We start from the raw sequence: 11,794 nt of genomic DNA on the forward strand, positions 1-11,794 counted from the left end.
ATCAGGATGATAATAAATATTAACTAAATTGTTAAAAGTATGAACGTCATGGACTCGACCTATACCATCATCATTGCTGATGACCACCCTCTCTTCCGCAACGCCCTGTTTCAGTCAGTTCATATGGCGATCAGCGGTGCGAACCTGCTTGAGGCTGATTCTCTCGACGCCTTACTGACTCTGCTTAAGAAAGAAGATGAACCCGACCTGCTGCTGCTCGACCTGAAAATGCCGGGTGCCAATGGCATGTCAGGCTTAATTCAACTGCGCGCTGAATACCCAGATCTACCGATTGTGGTGATTTCTGCCAGTGAAGATGCCAGCGTAGTGACTCAAGTGAAGAGCCACGGTGCGTTTGGCTTCATTCCTAAGTCGAGTGATATGCGTGAATTGGTGAGTGCACTGAATCAAGTGCTGAATGGCGACCCGTTCTTCCCTGAAGGACTGATTACCAACAATGCTGCCTGTAGCGACCTTGCAGAAAAGATTTCCACACTGACGCCTCAGCAGTACAAGGTATTAGGGATGCTTTCTGACGGCTTGCTGAACAAGCAAATCGCCTATGAATTGAATGTTTCGGAAGCGACCATCAAGGCACATATGACGGCCATCTTCCGTAAACTGGATGTGAAAAATCGTACTCAAGCGGTTATCTTGCTACAAGAAGTCCACAATTAGGCTTCGCTCATATCCTCTTCTAAAGTCGTCTTAGGTAAACATAAACCCAACCTGACGACTTTATGATCATCTATCTCTGCGACTACCCAAGTGATGTCATGCCACTCGAAGCTATCGCCCAATACTGGGTGCGCGCCAAGTTCGCGTTCAGCCAATTGTTTTAGCGTCATGTCGCGCTCTTCTTCCGAGCCAAGTTCAATGCCATAGCAGTCACTCACGGCAGCAATCGATAACCCAACCTCAAGGAAGAAATCACCAAAGAATCGAGCTGCATCTTCGGCTAAAGGTGCCTCACTGAATAGCTCACTTAGGCTATCTAGGTCTTTATCTTGACCAAGCACACAGAGAATATCGTTCGCCTCTAGCACGGTACTGCCCGATGGGTGAAGCAAGGTATCCTTTCTAAACAGTGCAGTAATGCGCGTTCCTTCCGGCATAGACAAACGCTTCAGTGGTTCGCCCACACACCATTTCTCTTCTTTCAGCTTGTAGACAAACATCTCCCACTCACTGGCAGGGTAGATTTCAATGCCTGTACGAGAAATCGGTGTCGGTGTTGGAGGTAAAGTCACTTGAGCCAATCTCGCGACTTTCATCAAGCTGCCGCCTTGAACAATCAGCGACACCATAACCACGAAGAAGGCGATATTAAAATACAGCTGAGCATTGGGCAGGCCCGCCATCATCGGGAACACGGCCAGAATGATCGGCACCGCACCACGTAAACCGACCCAAGAAACAAACCAACGTTCCTTGGTGGTAAAGCTTCTGAACGGCAGCAAACCCAACCAAACCGACAGCGGACGAGCAAACAAAATCATACCGAAGGCCAGTGCTAACGCAGGCAGAGCAATGTCCATCAGCGTCGATGGCGTCACCAGTAAACCCAATACCAAGAACATCACGATTTGGCTTAACCACGTCATGCCATCAAGGACATTAAGAATCGAGTGTCGAGAGCGTGTCGGACGATTACCAATGAACAAGCCCACTAAGTAAATCGATAAGATACCGCTGCCGCCAAGCATGTTAGAGAAGGCAAACAGAGCTACACCGCCACTGAGCACCAGAATCGAATACAGGCCATCAGCCAGCTGCACTCGATTGATTAAGCTCCACAGAACCCAACCGCCACCAAGGCCGATAAGCGTGCCGACACCAAACTGCATCGCGAAACTTTTCAGTAGGAAGTTCATTCCCATCTCGGCATCAGGGGTGCCAAGTAGCGCAATTAAGGTCACTGTCAGGAAGACTGCCATTGGGTCGTTGGTACCCGATTCGATCTCTAAGGTTGAGCCAACACGCTCATTGAGGCTTTGCCCTTTCAACAAAGAGAATACCGCTGCCGCATCGGTGGAGCCAACAATCGCGCCCACCAAAATGCCCTGCATCAGTGACAGGTCGAACAGCCAAGAAGCCATAAGTCCAGTTAAGGTCGCAGTACAGGCCACACCTATTGTGGCTAGTGACAGTGACGGCCAGAAAGCGACCTTGAAGCTTGCAACCTTGGTCCGCATACCGCCATCAAGCAGGATCACGGCAAGCGCAAGATTACTCACCAAATAAGTTAGGGAGTAGTCATCGAAATTGATGCCACCGGGCCCATCTTCACCAGCTAACATGCCAACGAAAAGGAAGATCAAAAGAATAGGAACGCCCAAGCGAGAGGAGACTTGCGAAAAAAGCACACTGATGGCGATGAGCACCGCACCAGTTAAAAATAAATGGTTAATAGTTATTGCGTCCAATTCGTCCCCCCAAAGAATAAAACCCGAGCTTTAAGCATGTTGATCTTCTGCCGTTAAGCAAGGCGCGGTCGGTAAAAGTGCCGCTGATACTATAACAAACTTATGTTTCGCTTCGTGTCATATGCAGGACTAAATACCGTTTCTCGGTCATTTAGTTGTTAAATTTTATGACTCGCACCCTAATTCATGCGTTTTTGTTAGACCTTAGGCTAATTTAACAACATTGTAACATCACATTTTTCTATGGTTATGTCTTCCAACTCCCATATTTCAGTGGATTAGCGCTAATCGCGTGCCGACTAAAGTTGCACAGATCCCTTTACTTATCCTTGCTACATTCTAAATCGTAACATTACGTTAACACGATAATTTTCTACAGAAACAGTTTCTACGGAAACGAAATAAAGGAGAAGGCAATGGCGTTCGAATCTACGGAACATGCTCAAGCCTACTGGAAGGAAAACTTGGGAATTATGGGAACACTGCTCGCGGTCTGGTTTGCAGTGTCTTACGGCGCTGGCATCTTATTTGTGGATGCCCTCAATACCGTTCAGTTTGGCGGGTTCAAGCTAGGATTTTGGTTCGCTCAGCAAGGTTCGATATACACCTTCGTGGCGCTGATATTTATTTACGTTGTTCGCATGAATGCGCTCGACAAAAAATACAACGTACAGGAAGACTAGAGGCTAGAACATGGATATTCAAACTTGGACGTTTATTCTCGTCGGTATTACTTTCGCGGTATATATCGGCATCGCAATCTGGGCTCGTGCAGGGTCTACGAGTGAGTTCTACGTTGCTGGCGGTGGTGTACACCCAGTAGCAAACGGCATGGCGACCGCCGCTGACTGGATGTCGGCAGCATCATTCATCTCAATGGCAGGTATCATCTCATTCGTTGGTTACGACGGTGCGGTTTACCTAATGGGTTGGACAGGCGGTTACGTACTACTTGCGCTATGTTTAGCACCTTACCTACGTAAGTTCGGTCAGTTTACGGTTCCTGATTTCATCGGTGAGCGTTACTACTCGAAAACTGCCCGTATGGTAGCGGTATTCTGTGCAATCTTCGTATCATTTACGTACGTTGCAGGTCAGATGCGTGGTGTAGGCGTTGTATTCTCTCGTTTCCTAGAAGTCGACATTAACCTAGGTATCATCATTGGTATGGGTATTGTGTTCTTCTACGCAGTGCTTGGTGGCATGAAAGGCATCACTTATACGCAGGTAGCTCAATTCTGTGTCCTCATTTTCGCCTTCCTTGTTCCAGCAATCTTTACGTCAATCATGATGACAGGTAACCCACTTCCACAAGTTGGTATGGGTTCTACGCTATCAGGCACAGATGTTTACTTACTTGATAAACTGGATGGACTCACCGAAGAACTCGGATTTACCGCCTATACCGAAGGTAACAAGAGCATGGTGGATGTATTCTTCATCTGTGCGGCTCTAATGGTAGGTACTGCGGGTCTTCCACACGTAATCATTCGTTTCTTCACTGTACCAAAAGTACGTGATGCTCGTATCTCAGCGGGTTGGGCTCTACTGTTCATCTCATTGCTATACACAACAGCACCAGGTGTTGCAGCATTCGCTCGTGTAAACATGATCGAAACAATCAACGGCCCTGACATGCAAGGTGTCGCAGCAGCAGACGCACCAAGCTGGTACAAAAACTGGGAAAGCACAGGTCTAGTAGGTTGGGAAGATAAGAACGGCGATGGAAAAATGTTCTACTCGGGCGATGAACGCAACGAGATGAAGATTAACCGTGACATCATCGTATTGGCTTCTCCAGAGCTAGCGAAACTACCAAACTGGGTTGTAGCACTGCTTGCAGCCGGTGGCCTAGCAGCCGCACTATCAACTGCCGCAGGTCTACTACTGGTAATCTCTACGTCGATTTCACATGACTTGTTGAAGAAAGGCTTCAGACCAAACATGACCGACAAACAGGAGCTGTTAGCCGCTCGTTTGGCAGCTATGGTCGCGATTGTCGGTGCAGGTTACTTGGGTATTAACCCACCAGGCTTCGTAGCACAGGTAGTAGCGTTTGCCTTCGGCTTAGCCGCAGCATCCTTCTTCCCAGCGATTATCCTAGGTATCTTCTACAAGAAGATGAACAAGGAAGGCGCAATTGCAGGTATGTTGTCAGGTATTGCCTTCACAGCAAGCTACATCATCTACTTCAAGTTCATTAACCCAGCAGCAAGCACACCTGAAAACTGGTGGTTTGGTATCAGCCCAGAGGGCATCGGTACGCTAGGTATGTGCCTAAACTTCGTAGTATCAATTGCTGTAAACAAGGTAACTGCTGAAGTGCCACAAGATGTACAAGATATGGTTGAGAACATTCGTTACCCGAAAGGTGCTGGTGAAGCTCACGACCACTAAGCAGAGATGTTTAGCAAAAAATGAATCAGTACTTACATTGTAGGGATTAAGTACTGAATCTCAGAAAGCCGATACGTTATGTATCGGCTTTTTCTTTTCCCGTTTTATTTTATAAAAAGACAAACAAAAGGTTGTTTTTAAAATCTCATTTGATAATAATTATCATTAAGATCCAATAGAGAGATGCAAGTGATGATGAAAGAACAGCAGGGTCTCTATTCGAGGTTTTACAAAGCACAAGATCGCTTTGCTTCATTAGAACAAGTCCAAGGCCATGAGCCATTTGTGATTCGAGACTACATCGAGTGCGCACTGACGCTTTCCGCTTACTATGAAAAGCACGCCGCCCAAGAAAACATCTTGTTATGCGAGCTGTACCTGCGCCAAGTTTTCTTCCATCTGATTGAAGCGATTGAGTCTCCTGAGCGCAGTTTCGCCTTTCGTCATATCTGCCTAGACTCTATTCACTCACCACTATTTTATTTGAAACGCCACTACTGCCAGCAGCCTCAAGGCCAAGCGCGTTTTTTGAATCTCAGCCAAACACTACAACAAGTCCAAGCCCCACTTGGCTAACAAGGATAGAACATGACCCTACAATATCGAATTGAGAAAGACAGCATGGGGGAAGTGAAAGTCCCTGCTGATGCGCTATACCAAGCACAAACTCAACGTGCTGCAGATAACTTTGCTTTTAGTTCACACAAGATGCCAACCAGCTTCATTCAAGCATTGGCATTCATTAAACAGGCCGCCGCAGACACCAACGCTCAGTTGGGTTTATTGGAAGGTGATATCGCCAACGCGATTGCCGAAGCGAGCCAAGAGATCATCGATGGTAAATACCTCGATCAATTCCCGATCGATGTTTATCAAACTGGCTCTGGTACTAGCTCCAACATGAATGCTAATGAAGTGATTGCAACACTCGCTTCAAGAAGTTTGCAGGGTAACGTGAATCCGAATGATCACGTCAATATGGGTCAAAGCAGCAACGATGTGGTACCAACTGCAATTCAAGTCAGTGTCGCTCTTATGGCTGAAAACAAACTACTGCCTGCATTAACTCACCTTTCTGAAGCACTTACCGTTAAACAGCAAGAGCTTGCTGAGGTAGTGAAAACCGGTCGTACTCATCTAATGGATGCGATGCCAATTACCTTTGCTCAAGAGCTTGGTGGCTGGAAGTTCCAGATTGAACACGCCAAGCAAGCCATTGAAAGCACCCTGCCCGCTATCAAGGCGCTCGCTCAAGGTGGAACAGCGGTAGGAACCGGGATCAATGCCGACCCACGCTTTGCCGATAAGTTTGCAAGTCACCTATCTCAATCGACAAAGATCAGTTTTAACTCGAGTGAGAACTTCTTTTTCAACCTCAGCAGCCAAGATGCGATCGTTGCCTTTTCAGGGCAGCTCAAAACTGCAGCAGTTGCGATCATGAAGATCTCAAACGATCTTCGCTGGATGAACTCAGGCCCGCTAGCAGGTTTAGGTGAGATCGAATTGCAGGCGCTACAGCCGGGTTCTTCTATCATGCCGGGCAAAGTGAACCCTGTGATTCCAGAAGCCGCAGCGATGGCAGCAGCACAAGTGATTGGTAACGACACGACGATTACTGTGGCAGGCCAATCAGGCAACTTCCAACTGAATGTGATGCTGCCAGTCATTGCTCATAACGTATTAGAAAGTATCGAGCTTTTAGCTAACAGCTCCATCGCATTGGCTGATAAAGCCGTTGCGACCTTTACTGTGCGCCAAGACAATCTTGATTTAGCACTTTCAAAGAATCCAATTCTGGTCACGGCACTCAACCCTGTGATTGGTTACTTGAAAGCTGCGGATATTGCTAAGAAAGCCTACAAAGAGGGTTTGCCAATCCTTGAGGTTGCAGAAAGAGAAACCGATCTCAGCCGAGAAGAACTCAGCAAACTGCTTGATCCAACCACACTGACGCAGGGTGGTATTGCTGGTTAAAACCAGTAACTCATAGCAAGTCTATCGGATCAAAAAAAGGCCTCATCTGAGGCCTTTTAGTCTCTAATAGTTAATTAAAAATAGTGATTTGAATTAACTCACGCGATTCAATACCGCTCTGAGTTTTAGCGGCTTCACAGGCTTGGCAATAAAACTAAAGCTGTTGGCCTTTATCGCTGCCAACATGTCATCTGTTCTATCGGCACTGATGATGACCCCTTCAAAAGAGTCTCCAAGGCGCAGTCGACACTGTTGCAACACCTCAAGTCCCGTTCGACCATTGTCGAGACGATAATCAGAGAAGATCACATCCGGCTGCCAGTCGTCATCGAGACACTTCAAGCTTTCAACCAGATCAACCGCGGTCTTAACCTCACAACCCCAACGACCAATCAGGTTCTCCATCCCGACCAAAATTTTGCGCTCATTATCGACACACAATATTTTCAGATGTTCGATGTCGCTGGTCGCCATTGGCGCTGAAGCTTGCACAACTGGAGCCACTTTTTCCGCTCGAGCTAAGGTGATGGAAAAGACACTACCTTGACCCGGCCATGAGCGCATCGAAATTTGATGACCAAGTACATGAGCAATACCTTTCGAGATGGCTAACCCTAACCCCAACCCTTGATCAGAACGCACTTGGCTGCCACGAGTAAATTCTTCGAAGATCTCTTGTTGCTTGTCTTCATCGATACCGGTTCCGTTATCCCACACATCGATTCGCACTTGCCCGTTCACTCGCCTTGCACCCAGAACCACTTTACCTTCCGGGTTATAGCGAAAGGCGTTGGTCAAAAAGTTCTGAATCACACGTCTCAATAACTTAGGATCAGAGTGAATGAACAATGACGATGGGATCATCTTGAACTCAATTTTTTGTTGTCTCGCTAAGGCACTAAATTCCGCATTTAAGTTGGTTAGCACATCGTGTACAGCAATCGCATGAATGTTGGTTTCTAGCTTCCCTGATTCCAGTCGAGAGATATCCAGTAAGTCACCAATCAGATCTTCAGCAGCACCAAGCGCACTCTCGATGTGAGATGACAGTTGCTTCACCTCTTGCTCTTTCGCCACCTCAGAAAGTGACGAAGCAAACAAGCGCGCAGCATTGAGCGGCTGCATTAAATCGTGGCTTACCGCGGCGAGAAAACGACTCTTTGATTGGGACTCTTGATCCGAAATCTGAGTTGCTTTTACCAAGCGATGATTCAGTTTCTCGAGCTCTTGAGTTCGCTCATGCACTCTTGATTCCAAGCTTTCGTTAGCATCTTTTAGCGCTTGCTCTGCTTGTCGGAATACCGTGATATCAGTGAAGCTCATTACGAAGCCGCCACTTGGCATCGGATTACCTTGCACCTCAATCACTCGGCCATCAGGACGAATACGAGAAGAGGTGTGTCGAGTGCCTTGTTCAAGGTGATAAACACGGCGGCGAACGTGATCTTCTGGGTCACCCGGGCCACACAAACCTTGTTCAGCATTATGACGAATCACATCTGAAATGGGTCGTCCAACCTGAATCAAACCCGCAGGGAATTCAAACAGCTCTAAGTAACGTTGATTCCACGCCACCAGCCTCATTTGTTTGTCTATTACAGCAATGCCTTGGCCAATATGTTCAATCGCGCCTTGCAATAAACCACGGCTGAAATCGTACAGTTCAGAGGCTTCATCAACGATGGTCGCTACTTCTTCAAGCTGCATGTTTCTGCCCTGTAAAGCGGAAGTAAGTACTAACTTAGCAGAAGAGGCACCGAATACACCGGCGAGTACACGCTCTGCGTGTCGAATCAAACTCGCAGGTGCTTGTTGATTAGGAAGTAACGGCTGCCCGTGTTGTTGCCAATAGCTGTGTAAGGCACTTTTCGCTCGCTTTCGACCGACAAAACGCGACGCCAACATCTCTAATTCAGCCACGGTTACACGGCTTTGATAAAGGCTAATGTTCTCATTTTCAGGCAGCGGCGTGCCAACAAATGCTGCTGATTGTAAGCGCTCACTTAGGCTTGGCCTGGTCGACATCGAAACCACGGCATAGCACAAGGTATTAAGTACAATACTCAGCACAATGCCCCAGTTCGAACTGCTGATATTCCAGCTACTGAGCAGTTCTGGCGGCGTGATCATCCACAGCAAAAGGTTACTTTCACTATCGCCTGCCAACATGCTGGTTTGACTCATCAGGGTAATCAGCCAAATCACTGAACCGACCATTAAGCCGACATACACACCCTTTCGGTTACCCGGACGCCAGTACAAACCACCAATCAGTGCCGGAGCAAATTGAGCAATCGCCGCAAACGAAAGGAAGCCGATCGCAGACAAGGAGTGAATGGTGTCGAGCGCCTGATAGAACAACCAAGCACCAAGCAGAAGCAATAAAATAAGCCCGCGACGAATTACGAGTAGCAGCCCCGAAAAATGACGATGGGTTCTTTGAGTTAGGCGCATGCGACGCAGAAGCAATGGCATAACTAAATCGTTCGAAACCATGATCGCCAATGCGATAGTCGATACGATCACCATACCACTTGCGGCAGACGTACCACCAAGGAACGCAAGCAAGGCAATATGATTGGCGCCTTCAGCCATCGGCAGGCTAATCACATACGTATCTGCAGGCATGCTTGGAAGCAGCCCTTGCCCCGCCCATGCGATAGGAAGAACAAACAGCCCCATCAAAATCAGATAAAGCGGAAATAACCAACGTGCTGTGTGTAGATCTTGAGGACGTTCGTTCTCTACCACCATGGTATGGAATTGGCGTGGCAGACAAACAATCGCCAACATAGTTAAAACGGTATGAATGATTAGAGTCGGAATATTCGGTGATTCGTAGGTGGAAGCCGCCACATCAAGCAAATCGATTTTGTCGCTGCTCATCGCCAAGTACATGATAAACAGACCAACAATCAGGAATGCCGCCAGCTTAACGATGGACTCAAATGCCACCGCCATCATCATGCCACGGTGATGTTCCGTGTTATCTATATGCCTGGTACCAAACAACATCGTAAAGATGGCCAGCGCGCCAACCACAAACCAAGAAACATGATAATCCTGATAGCCAAAATCTTGAGCCAGACTAGGAGCAACAATATCGAGCCCCATGGTAATACCGCGCAGTTGCAGCGCGATATAAGGAAGAATACCGACCACTGCGATAACCGTCACAGCTACCGCTAAGCCCTGAGATTTTCCGTAACGAGCCGCGATAAAGTCGGCAATCGAGGTGATGTGTTCTCGCTTCGCAATCAGGATCAACCGCGCCAAGATCCGCCACCCTAGTGTAAAGACCAGAATCGGGGCGAGATAAATGGGTAAAAAAGACCAAGGGTTATTGCTCGCCTGCCCCACCGTTCCGTAGAAGGTCCAAGAGGTACAATACACCGCAATAGAAAGGCTATAGATCCATGGACGCCAGCGTGATAGCCAGCGAACTTGCCTGTCTCCATACCATGCGATCAGAAATAACACGCCCAAGTAAGCTAAAGAGACTGGAATTACTACCCATCCTTGCATTGAAAACCCTTTCTTCATCCATAAAAAAACCTCTCCATAAGGGAGAGGTTTCATTTAACTAGGGAAGTGCGTTTAACTCAATCGCATCGCTTAAATTATGTGCTTTGGGCTTTAATTCTGAGCATCAGATTGAGCTGAGGCTGTTTGATTGACTTCAACCACTGAACTTCTTTCATCCAGCTTAATGAACAAGGCCAATCCACCCATCGCAGCCATGCCCCAGAAAATATTCGCTCCCCAAAGCTCATAACCCCAACCACTTAAGGTCGTCATTAACGCGATAAAGGCACCTAATGGAATCGCGTTGTACAGAGCTTGCAGGGCAACCATCTTGTTCTGTTCTTCAGATTGGATGTATTGAATCGCCGCGATGTGTGCCATGGCGAATGTCACCCCGTGCAGCAACTGAGCCACTATCAATACTGGAATCGCAATCGTTGATGCTGTGATACCCCAACGAGCCATTACCCCGATGCCAGCAATCACAAACAGAGTGCGCAATGATAATCCAGCAAACAATCGCTTGCTCAGAGCAAATACAGCCACCTCAGCAACCACAGCCAAGCTCCACAGATAACCGATGATCGCCTCAGAGTGCCCCGCCTCTTTCCAGTAAATCGCACTAAAGCTGTAATACGCGGCGTGGCTTCCTTGAAGCAGTGCCATCAATGCAAGAAACTTCACTACCGACGATTCACGTAATAGTTGACCAAGTTTAGGTCTTTCAGCGACTTGCTCTGATTCTGTCACCGGCATTACGTTCGGGTTTCTCATCGCGAACAACAGAGAAACCAAAACTCCTGCCAGCGCAGTATACAAAATCATATCCGTGCCAAATTCAGCCACCAGATAACCAACCACCGTTGAACCAGCAATAAATGCCACTGAACCCCACAAACGTGTACGTCCGTAATCAAGCATCTTGAGACGGCTGTAATGGTTCGCCATTGCATCAGAAAGCGGAATAATCGGTCCATAGCAGAGGTTGAACATTACCGTTGCTAGCAACATCAATAAAAAGCTACCACCAGTAAAGAAATGGAAACCAACAAATAATAGCGCGACAAAACTGAGGCAACGCAATGCTGGTATTAAATGCTCAACTTTATGGATACGTGGGGTGATCACAAAGTTGGCAACACAACGCGTAGCCAAACCCACACCAATCAATACGCCAATGTCCCCTGCAGAAACGCCTTGGTCTTCAAACCACAGCGCCCAAAATGGCAGATAAACGCCATAGGCAAAAAAGAAACCAAGAAAATACTGGGATATCCAGCCATAAGGGGAAGGATTAAACATAGGCGACCTATAAAAATGTGTGGAACAAGGAAGCGCCAATTATGCCTAGGTCACAAAAGATGAAAAAGGGAATTATTGAAGAGATAGTATTCCTGTATTCAATGAATATCGATATCCCATTTGAGTGAGGTATCCGGCGCTCACCCGCACCCACGATCGCATTTAGACTA

8 protein-coding genes are annotated in these 11,794 nt (G+C 47.4%); 5 read left to right on the forward strand and 3 right to left on the reverse strand.

The window, feature by feature from the left end:
- Positions 1 to 48 precede the first annotated feature (48 nt).
- Complete coding sequence (locus tag CWO27_RS15880) at positions 49 to 678, forward strand: response regulator (RefSeq protein WP_019821543.1); 630 nt, start codon at positions 49 to 51, stop codon at positions 676 to 678.
- Here CWO27_RS15880 and CWO27_RS15885 read toward each other — a convergent pair.
- A complete protein-coding gene (locus CWO27_RS15885) occupies positions 675 to 2,426 on the reverse strand; it encodes a potassium/proton antiporter (RefSeq protein WP_048659201.1) in 1,752 nt (583 codons plus the stop codon). The two genes, CWO27_RS15880 and CWO27_RS15885, sit on opposite strands and share 4 nt — an antisense overlap.
- Positions 2,427 to 2,842: 416 nt before the next feature.
- Here CWO27_RS15885 and CWO27_RS15890 point away from each other — a divergent pair, with 416 nt between their 5' ends.
- The 4 genes from CWO27_RS15890 (at position 2,843) to CWO27_RS15905 (ending at position 6,797) form a co-directional block, all read left to right on the forward strand.
- Complete coding sequence (locus CWO27_RS15890) at positions 2,843 to 3,109, forward strand: DUF4212 domain-containing protein (protein WP_010435433.1); 267 nt, start codon at positions 2,843 to 2,845, stop codon at positions 3,107 to 3,109.
- 10 nt (positions 3,110 to 3,119) lie between these two features.
- Positions 3,120 to 4,823, forward strand: a complete 1,704-nt coding sequence (locus CWO27_RS15895) for a sodium:solute symporter family protein (protein ID WP_017062715.1) — start codon at positions 3,120 to 3,122, stop codon at positions 4,821 to 4,823.
- A gap of 192 nt (positions 4,824 to 5,015) precedes the next feature.
- Complete coding sequence (locus CWO27_RS15900; protein WP_026084247.1) at positions 5,016 to 5,399, forward strand: hypothetical protein; 384 nt, start codon at positions 5,016 to 5,018, stop codon at positions 5,397 to 5,399.
- A gap of 12 nt (positions 5,400 to 5,411) precedes the next feature.
- Positions 5,412 to 6,797 (forward strand): class II fumarate hydratase, encoded by a 1,386-nt coding sequence (locus tag CWO27_RS15905; RefSeq protein WP_102530071.1) that lies wholly within the window; start codon positions 5,412 to 5,414, stop codon positions 6,795 to 6,797.
- Between the two features lie 93 nt (positions 6,798 to 6,890).
- Here CWO27_RS15905 and CWO27_RS15910 read toward each other — a convergent pair whose 3' ends face one another.
- Positions 6,891 to 10,322: a hybrid sensor histidine kinase/response regulator gene (locus CWO27_RS15910; RefSeq protein WP_107899214.1), complete on the reverse strand. Its 3,432-nt coding sequence runs from the start codon at positions 10,320 to 10,322 to the stop codon at positions 6,891 to 6,893.
- 111 nt (positions 10,323 to 10,433) lie between these two features.
- Entirely contained in the window at positions 10,434 to 11,624 is a 1,191-nt protein-coding gene (locus CWO27_RS15915; protein WP_099165046.1) for a 3-phenylpropionate MFS transporter, read from the reverse strand.
- Positions 11,625 to 11,794 lie beyond the last annotated feature (170 nt).

Origin of the sequence: Vibrio sp. 10N.286.51.C3, from assembly GCF_003050065.1 — a bacterium.
GTDB lineage: Bacteria > Pseudomonadota > Gammaproteobacteria > Enterobacterales > Vibrionaceae > Vibrio > Vibrio crassostreae.

What these genes read in the sequence shown, in the direction of transcription:
- CWO27_RS15905 (WP_102530071.1), top strand. Translation starts at nt 5,412, where the DNA reads ATGACCCTACAATATCGAATTGAGAAAGACAGCATGGGGGAAGTGAAA.
- CWO27_RS15910 (WP_107899214.1), bottom strand. Translation starts at nt 10,322, where the DNA reads ATGCAAGGATGGGTAGTAATTCCAGTCTCTTTAGCTTACTTGGGCGTG.
- CWO27_RS15880 (WP_019821543.1), top strand. Translation starts at nt 49, where the DNA reads ATGGACTCGACCTATACCATCATCATTGCTGATGACCACCCTCTCTTC.
- CWO27_RS15900 (WP_026084247.1), top strand. Translation starts at nt 5,016, where the DNA reads ATGATGAAAGAACAGCAGGGTCTCTATTCGAGGTTTTACAAAGCACAA.
- CWO27_RS15895 (WP_017062715.1), top strand. Translation starts at nt 3,120, where the DNA reads ATGGATATTCAAACTTGGACGTTTATTCTCGTCGGTATTACTTTCGCG.
- CWO27_RS15915 (WP_099165046.1), bottom strand. Translation starts at nt 11,624, where the DNA reads ATGTTTAATCCTTCCCCTTATGGCTGGATATCCCAGTATTTTCTTGGT.
- CWO27_RS15890 (WP_010435433.1), top strand. Translation starts at nt 2,843, where the DNA reads ATGGCGTTCGAATCTACGGAACATGCTCAAGCCTACTGGAAGGAAAAC.